Here is a 17,454-nt window from a genome sequence, read left to right on the forward strand (position 1 = left end):
CCCGGGCGGCGTCGGCCAGTTGGTGGGCGAAATGGCTGGCGCGGTCTGCTTCCGAGGTCTCGACCATCACGCGCAGCAGCGGTTCGGTTCCGCTCGCCCGCACCAGCACGCGCCCCTGCGCGCCCAGTTCGGCTTCCACCGACTTCAAGGCATCCTGCAGCACGGCATTGGCCTTCCAGTCCTGGCCGGGAAGCAGCCGGACGTTGACCAGCACCTGCGGGAACAGGCGCACGTGCTCCAGCGCGCGCGCCAGGCTGCGGCCACCGCGCACGCAGGCCTGCAGCACCTGCAGCGCGCTGATCAGGCCGTCGCCGGTGGTGTGCCGGTCCAGCGCCAGCAGGTGGCCGGAACTTTCGCCGCCCAGCAGCCAGCGGCGGCGGGCCAGTTCCTCCAGCACATGGCGGTCGCCCACCTTGGCCCGGACCAGCTCCACGCCGTCGGCCTTGAGCGCGAGTTCCACGGCCATGTTGGTCATCAGCGTGCCCACCACGCCGGGGACGGCCTCGCCCCGCGACAGGCGGTCCGCCGCCAGGAGGTAGAGCAGTTCGTCGCCGTTGTAGAGCCGGCCGGCAGTATCCACCATCTGCAGGCGGTCCGCATCGCCGTCCAGCGCCACGCCATAGTCGGCATGGTTGGCGCGCACCGCGCGCACCAGCGCGTCGGGATGGGTGGCACCCACCTGGTGGTTGATGTTGAGCCCGTCGGGCGAGCAGCCGATGGCCAGCACCTCGGCACCCAGCTCGTGGAACACCTTGGGCGCGATGTGGTAGGCCGCGCCATGCGCAGCATCCACCACGATCTTCGTCCCCTTGAGCGTGAGGTCCTGGGAAAAGGTGCTCTTGCAGAACTCGATGTAGCGGCCGGCCGCGTCCTCCAGCCGACGGGCCTTGCCCAGGGAGGCCGAATCCGCCCAGGCCGGGGCCTCGTCGAGGGCGGCTTCCACCGCCAGCTCCCAGTCGTCGGGCAGCTTGGTGCCCTGGGCGCTGAAGAACTTGATGCCGTTGTCGGGATAGGCGTTGTGGCTGGCGCTGATCACCACGCCCAGGCTGGCCCGCTGCGCGCGCGTGAGGTAGGCGACGCCCGGCGTGGGCAGCGGCCCCAGCAGCACGACATCGACGCCGGCCGAATTGAAGCCGGACTCCAGTGCGCTCTCCAGCATGTAGCCGGAAATGCGCGTGTCCTTGCCAATCAGCACCGTCGGCCGCTCCTCCGTGCGCCGCAGCACCCGGCCCACCGCATGCGCCAGCCTCAGGACGAAATCCGGTGTGATGGGGGCCTGCCCCACGGTTCCGCGGATGCCGTCCGTTCCGAAATATTTGCGAGCCATGGTCATGTTCCTGCTGGTTTCTTCTTGCTTTGCCGGCCTGTCCCCGTGCCTTCCGCCGGGTCGCGCCGCCCGGGCAGCTATGGCTGCGGCCGCGCGGGCCCGGGCGCACGGCTTGCGCCGGAATCCTCCGATGGTAGCCGGGCCGCGCACCAGATCCTGAGCGCCGCGGACGTTTCCGCGACATCGTGCACGCGCACGATGCGGGCGCCCCGCTCCACCGACAGCAGCGCCGCGGCGACGCTGGGCACGAGCCGGTCCTGCACCGGCAGCCCGGTCACCGCCCCCAGCGACGACTTGCGCGACCACCCTGCCAGCCAGGCATGGCCGTCCGCGGCCAGCTGCGCCTGGTGCGCCAGCAGCGCGAAATTCTGCTCCACTGTCTTGCCGAACCCGATGCCGGGATCCAGCGCGATGCGCTCCCTGGCCACGCCCTGGCCGCGCAGGGCGTCGGCCCGGCTGCGCAGGAAGTCCTGCACCGGCGCCACCACATCGCCCTCCATGGGAGTCAACTGCATGGTCCGTGGCTCGCCGTGCATGTGCATGAGGCAGAGACCGCACGTACCGTGGCGCACCACCGCCTCCTCCGCTCCCGTCTGCCGCAGGGCCCAGATGTCGTTGACGATGTCCGCCCCCAGGTCCAGCACCGCCTGCATCACGGCGGGCTTGTAGGTGTCCACCGAAATGGGCACGCCCCAGGCCACCGCCTCCTTCACCACCGGCACCACACGCGCCAGCTCCTCCTCCAGGGGCACCGCCGGGCTGCCCGGACGGGTGGACTCGCCGCCGATGTCCAGGATGTCCGCTCCGTCCCGCAGCAAGGCCTCGCCGCGGTCCAGGGCACCGCGCAGCGAGGCATGGCGGCCTCCGTCGGAAAACGAATCCGGCGTCACATTCAGGATGCCCATCACCCGGGGGATGGAGAGGTCGATGCGGAAACGCGATGTCTGCCAGTGCATGGAAGGAAGGGGGAAGTGAGCCGACGTGTGGGGTCCGGGGGAACGGAGGGCTGCAAACGCAAAAACGGGGCCGAGGCCCCGTTTCCGTGCCCTGCCCCGGCGGGACAGGCTGCTGCGCCTTACGCCACGGTGGGCGCAGGATCGCTGGACACCGGTGCGGGCGTTCCGCCGCCGGAAGAGTTGTCACCGCCGGACGACGGCGTGCGGGGCGTCCAGTCCTTCGGAGGACGCGGCGGCTTGCCCGCCATGATGTCATCCAGCTGCTCGGTGTCGATGGTTTCCCATTCCAGCAGCGCGTTCGCCATGGAGTGCATCTTGTCCTGGTTGTCCTCGATGAGCTTGCGCGCCAGCGCGTACTGCTCGTCGATGATGCGGCGGACTTCGCCGTCCACCTTCTCCATCGTCTGCTCGCTCATGTTGTTGGTCTTGGTGACGGAGCGGCCGAGGAACACTTCGCCCTCGTTCTCGGCATAGACCATCGGGCCCAGCGCCTCGGTCATGCCGTAGCGCGTCACCATGTCGCGGGCGATCGAGGTCGCGCGCTCGAAGTCGTTGCTGGCGCCTGTCGTCATCTGGTTCATGAAGACCTCTTCCGCGATCCGCCCGCCGAACAGCATGCTGATCTGGTTGAGCATGTACTCGCGGTCGTAGCTGTAGCGGTCCTTCTCGGGCAGGCTCATCGTCACGCCCAGGGCGCGGCCGCGCGGAATGATGGTGACCTTGTGCACGGGGTCGCACTTGGGCAGCAGCTTGCCGATCAGGGCGTGGCCGGCCTCGTGGTAGGCCGTATTGCGGCGCTCTTCCTCGGGCATCACCATGCTCTTGCGCTCGGGGCCCATGATGATCTTGTCCTTGGCCTTCTCGAAGTCCTGCATCTCGACCGTGCGCGCATTGCGGCGGGCGGCCATCAGCGCAGCCTCGTTGCAGAGGTTGGCGAGGTCGGCGCCGGACATGCCCGGTGTGCCGCGGGCGATCACGCCGGCGTTCACGTCCTGGCCCACGGGCACCTTGCGCATGTGGACGTTCAGGATCTGCTCGCGGCCGCGGATGTCCGGCAGCGTGACGTACACCTGGCGGTCGAAGCGACCGGGGCGCAGCAGCGCGGCATCCAGGATGTCCGGGCGGTTGGTCGCGGCGACCACGATGACGCCCAGGTTGGTTTCGAAGCCGTCCATCTCGACCAGCATCTGGTTGAGGGTCTGCTCGCGCTCGTCGTTGCCGCCGCCCAGGCCGGCGCCACGCTGGCGGCCCACGGCGTCGATTTCATCGATGAAGATGATGCAGGGGGCGTTCTTCTTGGCGTTCTCGAACATGTCGCGCACGCGGGCCGCGCCCACGCCGACGAACATCTCGACGAAGTCAGAGCCGGAGATGCTGAAGAACGGCACCTTGGCCTCGCCGGCGATGGACTTGGCCAGCAGTGTCTTGCCGGTGCCCGGAGGGCCGACCAGCAGCAGACCGCGCGGAATGCGGCCACCCAGTTTCTGGAACTTCTGCGGGTCCTTCAGGAAGTCCACGACCTCCTTGACCTCCTCCTTGGCCTCGTCGCACCCGGCCACGTCGGCGAAGGTCACGGTGTTGTTGTTCTCGTCGAGCATGCGCGCCTTGCTCTTGCCGAAGCTGAAGGCACCGCCCTTGCCGCCGCCCTGCATCTGCCGCATGAAGTACACCCACACGCCGATCAGCAGCAGCATGGGGCCCCAGCTGACCAGCAGGGTCATGAGCAGGGAGCCTTCCTCGCGGGGCTTGACGTCGAACTTGACGTTGTTGTTGATGAGGTCGCCGACCAGGCCGCGATCCAGGTAGGTGGCGGTGGTGCGGACCTTGCGGTCGTCATTGGTGGTGGCCACGATCTCCGTGCCGCCCTGGCCTTCCTGGATGGTGGCGTTCTTGACGCGGCCGCCACGCACTTCCTCCAGGAACTCCGAATACCCGATGGTGCCGGCGCCGGCGCCTGCACGGGTGTCGAATTGCTTGAACACCGTGAACAGCACCATGGCGATCACCAGCCACACGGCAATTTTCGAAAACCATTGATTGTTCAAAGCGGGGCTCCAGAATCGAGGGGGAGAACAATGGCCGGCTCACCGGGGGCATGTTCCAGCGCATTTAGGGCGCATTTTAGGCCTTTCAAGGTGGGCGCCACGGTGCGCTTACCCCAGCCGCGGCTATGGTCACCATAGCGCGGGCATCCGGCCGGCCCGTCCGCGGCATGATCGCCTGCGCCCGGGCAGGACGGATTCCCGCCGCGCTTATTTGCGCAAACCCATTCCGACGAGAAAGGTTTCCGACGATTTGTCGCGTGACGCCTTGGGCTTGAGCGGCTTGACGGTGCGGAAGTTTTCCTTGAAAAGCTGCACCAGTTGGGTATAACCGCTGCCGTGAAACAGTTTCACCACCAGTGCGCCGTCCGGCTTGAGGTGGTGCTGCGCGAAATCCACGGCCAGCTCGATCAGGTGGGCGATGCGCACGGCATCGACCGACTCCACGCCTGACAGGTTGGGCGCCATGTCCGATACCACCACGTCCACCGGCCGGCCCTGCACGGCATCCTGCAGCCGCGCGAGCACGTCTTCCTCGCGGAAGTCCCCCTGCAGGAAGGTGACGCCCTCGATCGGCTCCATGGGCAGGATGTCGAGCGCGATCAGCGTGCCGTTGAGCTGGCCGGTGGCCGCGCCGGCAGGCGCCATGCGCCTGCGCAGGTACTGGCTCCAGGCGCCGGGCGCGGAGCCGAGATCGACCACCACCTGCCCCGGGCGAATGAGCCCGAGGGTCTCGTCGATTTCCTTGAGCTTGTAGGCGGCGCGTGCGCGGTAGCCCTCTTTCTGGGCGAGCTTGACGTAGGTGTCGTTGACGTGGTCATGCAGCCACGCCTTGTTCACCTTCTTGCTTTTCGTATTGGCTTTCATCCTGCCTCGATAATACGGCCCATGCCCCAAATCCAATTGACCCCCGCGGAGCGCCGGGAACACCGCGCCAACGCCCACCACCTGGACCCCGTGGTGATGATCGGCGGCGACGGCCTCACCGCAGCGGTCCAGAAAGAGGTCGATGCCGCGCTGTCGGCCCACGGCCTCATCAAGGTGCGCATTCTCGGCGACGACCGGGCCGCACGCGACCAGATATACCAGCAGCTGGCCGACGAACTGAATGCCGCGCCGATCCAGCACATCGGCAAGCTCATCGTGCTCTGGCGGCCGCCGGCGAGGAAGGCCAAGGCGATCGACGAAGACCGCATGCCCGGCCCGCGCGACGTGAAAGTCCTCAAGTTCAGCAAGCGCGGCGGCCAGCGGCCGGAAGTGAAGCAGCTGCGCGTGCTCGGCAACCAGCGCCTGACGCCTGGCGGCCAGATCAAGCGGGCCAAGAAACCGAAGCAGACCTCGGTGAAGAAGCGGCAGGCGGATTGATGCAGGGGAACTGACGCGATGGGCACGGACATCGGCGCCGCGCAGGTGCAGGCGCATGCTCCCCAGCGCCACATCCTCTGCATGAAGTGGGGCACGAAGTACGGGCCGGAGTACGTGAACCGGCTGTACGCCATGGTGCGCCGGCATCTGACAGGCCCGTTCCGCTTCATCTGCCTGACGGACGATTCCCAGGGCATACGGCAGGAGGTGGAGTGCTTTCCCATTCCCGCGCTCGAACTGCCCGCGGGCATCCCGGAGCGCGGCTGGACCAAGCTGGCCACCTTCCACCCCGAGCTGTACGGGCTGCGCGGTACGGCGCTGTTCCTCGACGTGGACGTGGTAGTGGTCGGCCCGCTGGACGATTTCTTCACCCAGCCGGGCGAATTCGTCATCATCCACGACTACAAGCGCCCCTGGCGGATCACCGGCAATTCTTCGGTGTACCGGTTCGAGATCGGAGCGCACCCGGGCGTGCTGGAGTATTTTCGCGAGAACTTCGAGTCGATCCGTGCGCAATTCCGCAACGAACAGGCCTACCTGTCGGACTTCCTGCACCGCCAGGGCAAGCTCAGCTACTGGCCGGCGGCCTGGTGCCCGAGCTTCAAGTACCACAGCATTCCGCGCTGGCCCGCCAATTATTGGCGGCCGCCGGCGATTCCACCGGGCGCGCGCGTGGTGATCTTCCACGGGGAGTGCAATCCGCCGGACGCTCTTGCCGGCCGGCGCAACCGCCGCTTCCGCCACATCGAGCCCACGCCCTGGGTGGCGGAGCACTGGCGAGAGTGACGCCACGGCAGGGCGCGTCCACAGGCCGCCCTGCCCTCTGTGCGAGACCCGGCAGGCACCGGGTACGGTGCCGACCCTGACCGGGTTCGTTCTATCGCGGCGCGGAAGCGCGCCACAGCACCCGCAGGGCGCACAGCCACTGCAGGGCGTACATCACCGTCCCCACGCTGTGCCAGAGCTTGAGCTGGGTGCGCGCCACGATGCGTGGCGCCACGCCGTACTGCACGAGCAGGGCCAGCAGCAGGCCGCCGATGATCCAGGGCATCGCCTCCTTCGCCCAGGCTTCCTGGGGCGCGTCGCCCCTGCGCTGCGAGGCCAGCAGCAGGCCCATGCCGCAGGCGGCCGAGACGAAGGTCTGCGCCTCGAACAGCCGGGCCGCCATGTTCCCGGCCATCACCGGCGTCGGCAGGTGCGCGAACAGCATGGGCACGGCCAGGAAGCCGATCGCGGAAAGGCTGCCCCACCACAGGGCGGCCAGCAGGATGGGCAGGCGGAGGCGCATGGCGTGCTCGGCGTCGCAGGGAACTGAGTTGTTGCTTACTGGTAGCGAACGGCCACGACCTCGTAGCGGCGCAGGCCGCCGGGCGCCTGCACTTCGGCCGTATCGCCCTCTTCCTTGCCGATGAGCGCGCGCGCGATCGGGCTGGACACGTTGATCAGGCCCTGCTTGAGGTCCGCCTCGTCCTCGCCCACGATCTGGTAGGTCACCGGGTCACCGGACTCCTCGTCCTCCAGGTCCACCGTGGCGCCGAACACCACTTTGCCGCCCGCGTCCAGCTGCGCGGGATCGATCACCTGCGCGGCGGACAGCTTGCCCTCCACCTCCTGGATGCGGCCCTCGATGAAGCCCTGGCGGTCCTTGGCGGCCTCGTACTCGGCGTTCTCGCTCAGGTCGCCCTGCGCGCGGGCTTCCGCGATGGCGTTGATGACGGCAGGCCGCTCGACGGTCTTCAGGCGGTGCAACTCCTCCTTGAGCTTCTCGGCGCCGCGCTTGGTGATGGGAATGGTGGCCATTGAATCAGTCTCCGCGTTCAACTCATGCCGCGCGCACGCGCGGCCTACCGGCGCAGCGGCCCGCGAGGGGGGGGTTGGCTGCGCCCCAAAAGCAAACCGCCGCGCGTTGCCGCGCGGCGGTCTTGAATAGGTCACCGGCAAATTATGCCGGTTTTTCACGCCCGTCCGCACCTGGGGCTGCACGGTGCAGGCCCGGGTAGGACAGGCGTGCGGGCGCCATCACGCGGCGGTCAGCTGCGCATGCAGTTCCTGCACCGAATACACGTCCAGGTTCTGCAGGTGCTTCATGCCTTCCACGGCCGCTTCCGCACCGAAGATGGTCGTGAACGTGGTCACGCGCGCCAGCAGCGAACTGGTGCGGATCGCTCGGGAATCGGCGATCGCATTGCGGCGCTCCTCCACCGTGTTGATGACCATCACGATCTCGTCGTTCTTGATCATGTCCACGATGTGGGGGCGGCCTTCCGTGACCTTGTTGACCACCTTCACCGGAACGCCCGCATCGGAAATCGCCGCGGCGGTGCCCTTGGTGGCCACGAGGTCGAAGCCCATGGACGCGAGTTCGCGCGCGATCGCCACGGCGCGCGGCTTGTCGCTGTTCTTCACCGTCAGGAACACCTTGCCCGAAGTGGGCAGCTTGGTGCCGGCGCCGAGCTGGCTCTTGACGAAGGCTTCGCCGAAGGTCTTGCCTACGCCCATTACCTCGCCGGTGGACTTCATCTCGGGGCCGAGGATGGTGTCCACGCCCGGGAACTTCACGAACGGGAACACCGCTTCCTTCACGCTGAAGTACGGCGGCGTCACTTCCTCGGTGATGCCCTGGGACGCGAGCGACTGGCCGGCCATGCAGCGCGCAGCCACCTTCGCCAGCTGGATGCCCGTGGCCTTGGAGACGAACGGCACCGTGCGCGAGGCGCGGGGGTTCACTTCCAGCACGTAGATCACGTCCTGCCGCGCGCCATTTTCTTCGCGCTCCTGGATGGCGAACTGCACGTTCATCAGGCCCACCACGCTCAGGCCCTCGGCCATGGCGGCGGTCTGGCGCTTGAGCTCGTCCACCGTCGCCTTGGAGAGGTAGTACGGCGGCAGCGAGCAGGCGGAATCGCCCGAGTGCACGCCGGCCTGCTCGATGTGCTCCATCACGCCGCCGATGAACACCTTGCCTTCGGGGTCGCGCAGGCAGTCCACGTCGCACTCGATGGCATCGTTCAGGAAGCGGTCCAGCAGCACCGGGGAATCGTTGCTCACCTTGACGGCCTCGCGCATGTAGCGCTCGAGGTCGCGCTGCTCGTGCACGATTTCCATCGCGCGGCCGCCCAGCACGTAGCTGGGGCGCACCACCAGCGGGTAGCCCAGGGCGGCGGCCTTCTCCAGGGCCTCGGCCTCGGTGCGGGCCGTGGCGTTGGGCGGCTGGCGCAGGCCCAGCTCATGCAGCAGCTTCTGGAAGCGCTCGCGGTCTTCCGCGGCATCGATCATGTCCGGGCTGGTGCCGATGATCGGCACGCCTTCGGCCTCCAGGCCCAGCGCGAGCTTCAGCGGCGTCTGGCCGCCGTACTGCACGATCACGCCGGTGGGCTTTTCCTTGTCCACGATCTCGAGCACGTCTTCGAGCGTGAGCGGCTCGAAGTACAGGCGGTCGGAGGTGTCGTAGTCAGTGGAGACCGTCTCGGGGTTGCAGTTGACCATGATGGTCTCGTAGCCGTCCTCGCGCATGGCGAGCGCTGCATGCACGCAGCAGTAGTCGAACTCGATGCCCTGCCCGATGCGGTTCGGCCCGCCACCCAGCACCATGATCTTCTTCTTCGAAGACGGCTCGGCCTCGCACTCTTCCTCGTAGGTGGAGTACATGTAGGCAGTGTTGGTGGGGAATTCGGCGGCGCAGGTGTCCACGCGCTTGTACACGGGGCGCACGTTCAGCGCGCGGCGCGCCTCGCGCACGGCCTTCTCGTTGGTCTTGAGCAGCTTGGCCAGGCGGCGGTCGGAGAAGCCCTTCTTCTTGAGCACGCGCAGCGTGTCGGCATCGATCGCGGCCAGCGCGCCCTCGCCCTTCTCGTCGTAGAGCCGGTCGAGGTCGAGCTCGATCTTCACGATCTCCTCGATCTGCACCAGGAACCACTTGTCGATCTTGGTGAGGTCGTGCACCTCGTCCACCGACAGGCCCATGGCGAAGGCATCGCCCACGTACCAGATGCGCTCGGGGCCGGGTTCGCCCAGCTCCTTTTCGAGCAGTTCGCGGTCCTGGGTCTTCTCGTTCATGCCGTCCACGCCGACCTCCAGGCCGCGCAGGGCCTTCTGGAACGACTCCTGGAAGGTGCGGCCCATGGCCATCACCTCGCCCACGGACTTCATCTGCGTGGTCAGGCGGCTGTCGGCCGCGGGGAACTTCTCGAACGCGAAGCGCGGGATCTTGGTCACCACGTAGTCGATCGAGGGCTCGAACGAGGCCGGCGTCGCGCCGCCCGTGATGTCGTTGCGCAGCTCGTCGAGCGTGTAGCCCACGGCCAGCTTGGCAGCCACCTTGGCGATGGGGAACCCCGTGGCCTTGGAGGCCAGCGCCGAGGAGCGCGACACGCGCGGGTTCATCTCGATGACGACCATGCGGCCGTCCTTCGGGTTGATGGAGAACTGCACGTTGGAGCCGCCCGTGTCCACGCCGATCTCGCGCAGCACGGCCAGCGAGGCGTTGCGCAGGACCTGGTACTCCTTGTCGGACAGGGTCTGGGCGGGTGCCACGGTGATCGAGTCGCCCGTGTGCACGCCCATCGGGTCCAGGTTCTCGATGGAGCAGACGATGATGCAGTTGTCCTTCTTGTCGCGGACCACCTCCATCTCATACTCCTTCCAGCCGAGCAGCGATTCCTCGATCAGCAGCTCGTTGGTGGGCGAGGCTTCCAGGCCGCGCTTGCAGATGGTCTCGAACTCTTCCGGGTTGTAGGCAATGCCGCCGCCGGTGCCGCCCAGCGTGAAGCTGGGGCGGATCACCGTGGGGAAGCCCACGCTGCGCTGCACGGCCCAGGCCTCGTCCATCGAGTGGGCGATGCCGGAGCGGGCGGAGCCCAGGCCGATGCGGGTCATCGCATCCTTGAACTTCAGGCGGTCCTCGGCCTTGTCGATGGCCTCGGGCGTGGCACCGATCAGCTCCACCTTGTACTTGTGCAGCACGCCGTTGCGCCACAGGTCGAGCGCGCAGTTCAGCGCGGTCTGGCCGCCCATGGTGGGCAGGATGGCGTCCGGGCGCTCCTTGGCGATGATCTTCTCGACCGTCTGCCAGGTGATGGGCTCGATGTAGGTGACGTCGGCCGTGGCCGGGTCGGTCATGATCGTGGCAGGGTTGCTGTTGATCAGGATGACCTTGTAGCCCTCCTCGCGCAGCGCCTTGCAGGCCTGCACGCCGGAGTAGTCGAACTCGCAGGCCTGACCGATGATGATCGGGCCGGCGCCGATGATGAGGATCGATTTGAGGTCGCTGCGCTTAGGCATTCTTGTTCTCCGTCTTGTGCTTTTCCATCAGCGCGGTGAAGCGGTCGAACAGATAGGCGATGTCGTGCGGGCCGGGCGAGGCTTCCGGGTGGCCCTGGAAGCAGAACGCCGGCTGGTCGGTGCGCTCCAGGCCCTGCAGTGTGCCGTCGAACAGGCTGACGTGGGTGGCGCGCAGGTTCGCAGGCAGCGAGTCGGCCTCCACGGCGAAACCGTGGTTCTGGCTGGTGATGCTCACACGGCCGTCGTCCAGGTCCTTCACGGGATGGTTGGCACCGTGGTGGCTGTTGTCCATCTTGAAGGTCTTCGCACCGCTGGCCAGGGCCATGATCTGGTGGCCAAGGCAGATGCCGAAGGTGGGCACGCCGGCATCGACGACCTGGCGCGTGGCCTCGATGGCGTAGTCGCAGGGCGCCGGATCACCGGGCCCGTTGGACAGGAACACGCCGTCCGGGCGCATCGCGAGCACTTCGGCGGCCGGGGTCTTCGCCGGGACCACGGTGAGCTTGCAGCCACGCTCGGCCAGCATGCGCAGAATGTTCTTCTTCACGCCGTAGTCGTACGCCACCACGTGGAAGCGGGGCGACTCTTGCCGGCCGTAGCCTTCGCCGAGCTTCCACTCGGTCTGCTCCCAGACGTAGGAAGCCGGGGTGCTCACCACCTGGGCGAGGTCCAGCCCCTTCATGCTGGGCGCCGCCTTGGCGGCCGCCAGGGCTTCGTCGATGCGCGCCTGCGTCACCGCCTCGCCGGCCGCGAGGCCCAGGATCGAGCCGTTCTGCGCGCCCTTGTCGCGCAGCAGGCGGGTGAGCTTGCGGGTGTCGATGTCGGCGATGGCCACCGTGCTCCCGCGCACAAGGTATTGCGACAGCGTTTCGGTGCTGCGGAAATTGCTGGCCAGCAGGGGCAGGTCCTTGATGATGAGACCTGCGGCATGGATCTTGTCGGCCTCGACGTCCTCCGTGTTGACACCGTAGTTGCCGATGTGCGGATACGTCAGCGTGACGATCTGCTGGCAATAGCTGGGGTCGGTGAGGATTTCCTGGTAGCCGGTGATGGCGGTGTTGAACACCACTTCACCGACCGTGGTGCCGGTGGCACCGATCGAGCGACCAATAAAGACCGTGCCGTCTGCGAGCGCCAGGATGGCGGGAGGGAAGGTTCCCTTGAGAGACAAAAGCACTGGGTTCTCCGGATGGTTACGGGTCGCCCGGAGCCCTCGGGATGGACCTGAGGACTGCTCTTTATGGAAGGATTGCTTTGGTTGCGGCCGGGCGACGTTTTTGCGGGAAAGCCTCCAATTGTAGCCTTACCCGGGTGCCACGGGCGGCCGCGGGCCATTCCCCACAGCCTTCAGAGGATGTTGCGCGGGCGCCGGGACATGTCCGCGAACGCCGTGGTCAGCGCGCTGAACTCGTTGGCGCCCACCGAGCCGTCGGCATTGCCGGCGGCGCCGCGGTCGAGCAGCGTCAGGAGGGACTGCGCGAACTCCCCCGAACCCTGCGGGCCTGCCGTCTGCGCGAGGCCCTGCAGGAATTCGTCGCGCGTGATGGTACCGTCCTTGTCGGTGTCGAAGCCTGTCGTGAGCTGCTCCTTCTGCGCGTCCGTGGCGCCGAAGCGCGTGAGCAGCGCCTGGAAGTCTTCTTTCGGCACGGCGCGGTTGGACGACAGCGCCTGCAGCGCACCGCCTGCCGATCCGCCCGTGGCCAGCAGACCGGCCTGCGCCTGTGCCGTGGATGCCATCACGCCCTGGCCGGCCAGGCGGGCGAGGCCACCCGCATCCTGGCTCAGCGTCACGACCGCCGAAGGGTCGGGCAGCGAAGAGGTCTCGGCACCCTTCCCTGCCGGGCCGGAGGACGCCCTGGACGAGGAGGCCGCGTTGTACAGCATGGACGCGACGGACGCGAGACCGGAAATGATGGGGGACATGGCCGCAGACTCCTCTGGAATGGCGCCCGCCGCTCCTGGCACCCTGCCCGGAGCGAAACCGCATGCGCTCCACCGGAAGGTTACGCAGCCTGCGGCGCGCCGGTCCCCGGAAGAAGGCAGCAAGCGCCCGGCTTTTCGGGCAGTGCGGCGAGCGGCCGCGCAGCGCATGCACGAGGCGCCCTTCCGGAGGCGCCTCACGGGGTCAGCGACCGGAAGCCGGTCCGGGCACCGAGCCCGGAGCCATCGCCGCTTCGGCAGCCAGCGCGGCCGCCCGGCGGGACCCGGGGCGCAGCAGGCTGTAGGCCGCGCCCAGCAGCACGAACCACAGCGGGGTCGCGATGAGCGCCTTGCGCGTATCCGATTCCAGCGCCAGCAGACCCAGGATGAACACGAAGAACGCCAGGCAGGCCATGCTCATGGCCGATCCGCCCGGCATCTTGTAGATGGACGCGGCATGCCGTTCCGGGCGGTTGCGCCGGTAAGCGATGTAGGACAGCAGGATCAGCGACCAGGTGAACATGAACAGGATGGCCGACACGGTGGTCACCAGGGTGAATGCCTCCACGAGGTCCGGGATCACCCACATCAGCAGGGCTCCCGCGAGCAGGCAGGTGCACGAGAACAGCAGGCCGCGCGAGGGTACGCTCTGCTTCGACAGGTGGCGGAAGGCCCGGGGCGCGTCCTCCTTCAGCGCCAGGCCGTAGAGCATGCGGCTGGTGGAGAACACGCCGCTGTTGGCGGACGAGGCGGCCGAGGTCAACACGACGAAGTTGATGATGCCTGCCGCGGCCGGCAGCCCGGCGAGCACGAACAGTTCCACGAACGGGCTCTTGCCCGGCACGACTTCGCGCCATGGCGTGACCGCCATGATGGCAACGAGCGCCAGCACGTAGAAGACGATGATGCGCACGGGAATGGAGTTGATGGCCCGCGGCAGGCTGCGCTCCGGATCCTGGGCCTCCGCCGCGGTGGTGCCGACCAGCTCGATGCCCGAGAAGGCGAACACCGCGATCTGGAAGCCCGCGAAGAATCCCATCAGGCCATGCGGGAACATGCCGCCGTCGTTCCACAGGTTGCGCAGGCTGGCCTCGTGCCCCGAAGGGGCGACGAAGCCCGTGCCCACCATGTACAGGCCGGTGGCCACCAGCGCCACGATGGCGACGATCTTGACCATAGCGAACCAGAACTCGATCTCGCCGAAGAGCTTGACGGTGAGCAGGTTCAGCGACAGCAGCAGCCCGACGCAGGCCAGGGCCGGTGCCCATTGCGGCACATGCGGAAACCAGAACTGGGTGTATGCCGATATCGCGATCACATCGGCAATGCCGGTGACGATCCAGCAGAACCAGTAGGTCCAGCCGGTGAAGAACCCGGCCCAGGGGCCGAGCAGGTCGGCGGAGAAATCGATGAAGGATTTGTAGCGCAGGTCGGAAAGCAGCAGCTCCCCCATGGCGCGCATCACGAAGAACAGCACGAAGCCGATCACCATGTACACGAACACGATGGACGGGCCCGCGAGGCTGATCGTCTTGCCGGACCCCATGAAAAGCCCCGTGCCGATCGCGCCCCCGATGGCGATGAGCTGGATGTGCCGGTTGGTGAGGTTGCGCTGCAGATGGTCGTGCCCCGCGGGGTCGTGCCCTGAGGGCGTGGCCTGAGGTGTCATTCAGGGAACTCCAAAAAAAGAAACAGGGAAGCCGGCCCGCGCATGGCGCAGCGCAAGGCCGGACGAAGCCGGACAAGGGCCGGAAGGAGATCACCTGCCGCACCGTGCGGCAGGCGATTCCGTTGGACGGAAATCGCGGATCCTAGACCCAAGTCATGCCAACCTCCCGGCGGCGGGATCAACGACGTCGGACAGCTCATGCGGTGGCCGGCAGCGCGGCCGCGGCGGTAGGTTCCGGCACGGCATGCGGCGCGGTGGGCCGCCATTGCACCGCCGCGAACAGCGACTCCATCCACGCCTGGGTTTGCGGCGGCGCCGCGGTGGCGACGATGCCCGCCAGGGGCAGCGCATCGGTCCGGTAGGTGACCCTTCCGGGCAGCGGGGCACCTGCCGGCAGTTCGCTCCAGCCGACCACTGCCTCGCTGCGCCGGAACGCGGCGATGCCTTCCAGGCCGGGATGGGTGCGGCAGCCCAGATGGTGTCCGGGGACCGCGAACCAGCCGTGCCAGCACCGCCCCGCATCGGCGGAGCCCGCCTCACGGCCCAGGGGTGGCGCTTCGTTCTCTCCGGCTTCGCCGAGCAGCCGGTGCAGTTCCACCGAAGGCAGATGGATGCCCGTGGCCCGCTCGAACGTGGCGATGCCGTGGGGGACATCGACAGGATGGTCGATCTCCAGGAAAACCAGGTCGCCGCCATGCTCGATCGCCTCCAGGTGGAAGCAGCCGTCGCGCATGCCGAGTCCCTCCAGGACGCGCGCGACCCAGTGGCGCATGCGATCGTCCAGCGGGATGTGGATGGAGCCCAGCGGCGAGCCACGGGCATAGTCCAGGCAGGTGTTCAGGTAGCGGCTGGCGGCGAGTGCGAAGACTGTCCCGCCGGAGACCACGCCATCGAAGTGGACGACGGGGCCTTCCACGTACTCCTCCACCTCGAAGTCGCCGCAGGCGTCCACGGCCTGCAGGGCGTCCAGCCGGGGAATGCCGGAACAGAATCCCAGCACGGCGGCGCGCGCCGCCGCAGCCGACGCGAACACGGCCACATCCTCGCTGGCCGCGCCGCTGTGGGGCTTGAGGACGGTCCGTCCCTGCCAGGACAGGCCGTCCCGGCGGGCAAGGAAGGCCGGAAGGGAGGCGAAGCGCGGCACCCGCAATCCTGCGGCAGCGACCGCCTGCTTCATCCAGAGCTTGTTGCGCAGGGCCGCGACCTTCTCGGACCGGTCGCCCGGCAGGCCCAGCCACTCGCGCAGGCGGGCCGCCTCAAGGCGCTCGCCCTCGGACAGGGCGATGACCCGGTCGAACACGGCCGAAGGATGGGCCGCCATCCAGGCCCGGGCTTCCTCGCAGGCCCCGGCGGCGCAGGGGCGCACGACCTTGCGGCAGCACAGCCCCTCGGGCACCGTGTCCAGCGACTCCGCGGGGCCGAAGTAGGTCACGTCGTGCCGGGAGTGGTCGATTCCGCGGTGGTACTCCACGTGCGGGTAGGGAATGGAGTGGAAGATGAGAATGTTCATGGGACCGCGATCTCGACAGCCAGGGCCTGCGGGCAGCGGCTCCGCGGCCGGGGAGATGGGGACTTGCCGCGCATGCATGCCTCACGGCGGCCTGCGCAAGCGCGCGGATCCGGGCGCCGCCGCGGAACGGCCGCACGCCGGCGCAATGCACGCAGCAGGATCCGTCAGGAAAGCGCCGCGCCGCCAGCCTTCAGCCGTCGATCGGAGTGCTGCACCCCTGCCCCTCCCACCCTCGAAATCTTATGGACTGCAATGCGGTGATGATTGCACGCCTCCGCGCCCGGACCTTGATCTGACAGGTCATGCACGCCATTAATGTTTCTTTGAATTGAAACACCGGGTATCAGGCCGGCATGAGCCTTCCGGACTCCTGGAGGCCCACCTCCTTCAGGAAATCCCACACGGCCTGGGTACGGGCCTGGTACTTCGCCTCCGCCGGCATGCTCATCCAGAACGTGCGGGTGAAACGCGCCTCGTCGGGCAGCACGCGCTCCAGCAGCGGGTCGCCGTCGGCCAGGAAGGCCGGCAGCACGCCCAGCCCCGCCCCGGCGCGCACGGCCTCGTACTGCGCCGCGACGCTGGTGCTGCGGAACGCGAAGCGCTCCGGCGGCACGAGCTGGTCGAGGAACTGCAGTTCCTTGGTGAACAGCAGGTCATCGACATAGCTGACGAACGCGTGGTGGCGCAAGTCCTCCCGCCGGGCGATGGGCGCGCGCCCGGCAAGGTAGTCCCGCTGGCCATACAGGCGCAGGGTGTAGTCCGCCAGCCTGGAGACGATCACCGCGCCCCGCGTCGGCCGCTCCAGCGAAATGACGATGTCCGCCTCCCGGCGGGACAGGTGCAGCATGCGGGGCAAGGCCAGCAGGTCCACGCTGAGGTGCGGATACTGCAGCGTCAGCCGCGCCAGGTGCGGCGCGAGCACCTGCGTGCCGAAGCCCTCGGTGGCGCCCACGCGCACGAGGCCGACCGGACCGATGCCGGTGGGCCGCACCCGCTCGACGCCGAGCACGGCCGTTTCCATCGCCTCGACGGCCGGCAGCAGGTGCCGGCCCGCCTCGGTGAGCCGGTGCCCGCCGGCCTCTCGGGCGAACAGGGACTCGCCCATCTGTTTCTCCAGGGCCTGGATGCGGCGCGCGACGGTGGTGTGCTCCACGCCGGTGCGGCGTGCCGCGGCGGCCAGCGTGCCCGTGCGGGCCAGTTCCAGGAAATAGCGCAGGTTCTCCCAATCCATAAGGCGGTGGTGTGGTGTTCGATGCGGAGATTGTGTTGTGCAATTTCGCAAAGCACTCGTGCGATTTTCCTCTATTGATCTTGCAATTTCGCACGGATAGCATGTGCCGGCGTACCGGTCCGGAGCCGGCACCCCGATTCCAACCCAGACAGGA

General features: G+C 67.8%; 13 protein-coding genes, 1 tRNA gene and 1 pseudogene. 3 read left to right on the top strand and 12 right to left on the bottom strand.

Annotated features, from left to right (window positions below; genetic code table 11):
* Positions 1 to 5: 5 nt before the first annotated feature.
* Positions 6 to 105, top strand: a tRNA-OTHER gene (locus tag BLR05_RS26550).
* Here the strand turns inward: BLR05_RS26550 and glmM are convergent.
* The 4 genes and pseudogenes from glmM to BLR05_RS12455 all read right to left on the bottom strand — a co-directional run.
* Positions 65 to 1,333: pseudogene (gene glmM, locus BLR05_RS27610) on the bottom strand (phosphoglucosamine mutase); the annotation flags it as partial. The gene BLR05_RS26550 and the pseudogene glmM sit on opposite strands and share 41 nt — an antisense overlap.
* A gap of 71 nt (positions 1,334 to 1,404) precedes the next feature.
* Complete coding sequence (gene folP / locus BLR05_RS12445; protein ID WP_092834782.1) at positions 1,405 to 2,283, bottom strand: dihydropteroate synthase; 879 nt, start codon at positions 2,281 to 2,283, stop codon at positions 1,405 to 1,407.
* Between the two features lie 119 nt (positions 2,284 to 2,402).
* Positions 2,403 to 4,328: an ATP-dependent zinc metalloprotease FtsH gene (gene ftsH / locus BLR05_RS12450; RefSeq protein WP_092834783.1), complete on the bottom strand. Its 1,926-nt coding sequence runs from the start codon at positions 4,326 to 4,328 to the stop codon at positions 2,403 to 2,405.
* Positions 4,329 to 4,535: 207 nt separating this feature from the next.
* On the bottom strand, positions 4,536 to 5,192 hold the full coding sequence (locus BLR05_RS12455; protein ID WP_092834784.1) for an RlmE family RNA methyltransferase: 657 nt from the start codon (positions 5,190 to 5,192) through the stop codon (positions 4,536 to 4,538).
* A 21-nt stretch (positions 5,193 to 5,213) separates the two neighbouring features.
* Here BLR05_RS12455 and BLR05_RS12460 point away from each other — a divergent pair, with 21 nt between their 5' ends.
* Together BLR05_RS12460 and BLR05_RS12465 are read left to right on the top strand one after the other, a co-directional pair.
* Positions 5,214 to 5,690, top strand: a complete 477-nt coding sequence (locus BLR05_RS12460; protein WP_092834785.1) for a YhbY family RNA-binding protein — start codon at positions 5,214 to 5,216, stop codon at positions 5,688 to 5,690.
* Between the two features lie 18 nt (positions 5,691 to 5,708).
* On the top strand, positions 5,709 to 6,476 hold the full coding sequence (locus BLR05_RS12465; RefSeq protein ID WP_092834786.1) for a glycosyltransferase: 768 nt from the start codon (positions 5,709 to 5,711) through the stop codon (positions 6,474 to 6,476).
* A 91-nt stretch (positions 6,477 to 6,567) separates the two neighbouring features.
* Here the strand turns inward: BLR05_RS12465 and BLR05_RS12470 are convergent, their stop codons facing one another.
* The 8 genes from BLR05_RS12470 to BLR05_RS12505 form a co-directional block, all read right to left on the bottom strand.
* Positions 6,568 to 6,978, bottom strand: coding sequence for a DUF4149 domain-containing protein (locus tag BLR05_RS12470; RefSeq protein WP_092834787.1), 411 nt, complete (start codon positions 6,976 to 6,978; stop codon positions 6,568 to 6,570).
* A gap of 35 nt (positions 6,979 to 7,013) precedes the next feature.
* Entirely contained in the window at positions 7,014 to 7,490 is a 477-nt protein-coding gene (greA, locus tag BLR05_RS12475; protein WP_013595003.1) for a transcription elongation factor GreA, read from the bottom strand.
* Positions 7,491 to 7,709: 219 nt separating this feature from the next.
* Positions 7,710 to 10,970: a carbamoyl-phosphate synthase large subunit gene (gene carB, locus BLR05_RS12480; RefSeq protein ID WP_092834788.1), complete on the bottom strand. Its 3,261-nt coding sequence runs from the start codon at positions 10,968 to 10,970 to the stop codon at positions 7,710 to 7,712.
* Positions 10,963 to 12,147: a glutamine-hydrolyzing carbamoyl-phosphate synthase small subunit gene (gene carA, locus BLR05_RS12485; RefSeq protein WP_092834789.1), complete on the bottom strand. Its 1,185-nt coding sequence runs from the start codon at positions 12,145 to 12,147 to the stop codon at positions 10,963 to 10,965. The genes carB and carA overlap by 8 nt, the downstream gene beginning before the upstream one ends.
* A 170-nt stretch (positions 12,148 to 12,317) precedes the next feature.
* The gene (locus BLR05_RS12490; protein ID WP_092834790.1) at positions 12,318 to 12,893 is read right to left on the bottom strand and encodes an EF-hand domain-containing protein; all 576 of its coding nucleotides are present in this window, start codon (positions 12,891 to 12,893) and stop codon (positions 12,318 to 12,320) included.
* Positions 12,894 to 13,095: 202 nt separating this feature from the next.
* Positions 13,096 to 14,559, bottom strand: coding sequence for a D-serine/D-alanine/glycine transporter (gene cycA, locus BLR05_RS12495; protein ID WP_092834791.1), 1,464 nt, complete (start codon positions 14,557 to 14,559; stop codon positions 13,096 to 13,098).
* A 196-nt stretch (positions 14,560 to 14,755) separates the two neighbouring features.
* Positions 14,756 to 16,069: an ATP-grasp domain-containing protein gene (locus BLR05_RS12500; RefSeq protein WP_092834792.1), complete on the bottom strand. Its 1,314-nt coding sequence runs from the start codon at positions 16,067 to 16,069 to the stop codon at positions 14,756 to 14,758.
* A 343-nt stretch (positions 16,070 to 16,412) separates the two neighbouring features.
* Positions 16,413 to 17,300, bottom strand: coding sequence for a LysR family transcriptional regulator (locus tag BLR05_RS12505; RefSeq protein WP_092834793.1), 888 nt, complete (start codon positions 17,298 to 17,300; stop codon positions 16,413 to 16,415).
* Between the last annotated feature and the right edge of the window lie 154 nt (positions 17,301 to 17,454).

Origin of the sequence: Paracidovorax cattleyae, assembly GCF_900104515.1 — a bacterium.
GTDB classification, from domain to species: domain Bacteria; phylum Pseudomonadota; class Gammaproteobacteria; order Burkholderiales; family Burkholderiaceae_C; genus Paracidovorax; species Paracidovorax cattleyae.

Coding starts and splice junctions, on each gene's coding strand:
- folP (WP_092834782.1), bottom strand. CDS start 2,283: ATGCACTGGCAGACATCGCGTTTCCGCATCGACCTCTCCATCCCCCGG.
- BLR05_RS12455 (WP_092834784.1), bottom strand. CDS start 5,192: ATGAAAGCCAATACGAAAAGCAAGAAGGTGAACAAGGCGTGGCTGCAT.
- BLR05_RS12460 (WP_092834785.1), top strand. CDS start 5,214: ATGCCCCAAATCCAATTGACCCCCGCGGAGCGCCGGGAACACCGCGCC.
- BLR05_RS12465 (WP_092834786.1), top strand. CDS start 5,709: ATGGGCACGGACATCGGCGCCGCGCAGGTGCAGGCGCATGCTCCCCAG.
- BLR05_RS12470 (WP_092834787.1), bottom strand. CDS start 6,978: ATGCGCCTCCGCCTGCCCATCCTGCTGGCCGCCCTGTGGTGGGGCAGC.
- greA (WP_013595003.1), bottom strand. CDS start 7,490: ATGGCCACCATTCCCATCACCAAGCGCGGCGCCGAGAAGCTCAAGGAG.
- carB (WP_092834788.1), bottom strand. CDS start 10,970: ATGCCTAAGCGCAGCGACCTCAAATCGATCCTCATCATCGGCGCCGGC.
- BLR05_RS12490 (WP_092834790.1), bottom strand. CDS start 12,893: ATGTCCCCCATCATTTCCGGTCTCGCGTCCGTCGCGTCCATGCTGTAC.
- cycA (WP_092834791.1), bottom strand. CDS start 14,559: ATGACACCTCAGGCCACGCCCTCAGGGCACGACCCCGCGGGGCACGAC.
- BLR05_RS12500 (WP_092834792.1), bottom strand. CDS start 16,069: ATGAACATTCTCATCTTCCACTCCATTCCCTACCCGCACGTGGAGTAC.
- BLR05_RS12505 (WP_092834793.1), bottom strand. CDS start 17,300: ATGGATTGGGAGAACCTGCGCTATTTCCTGGAACTGGCCCGCACGGGC.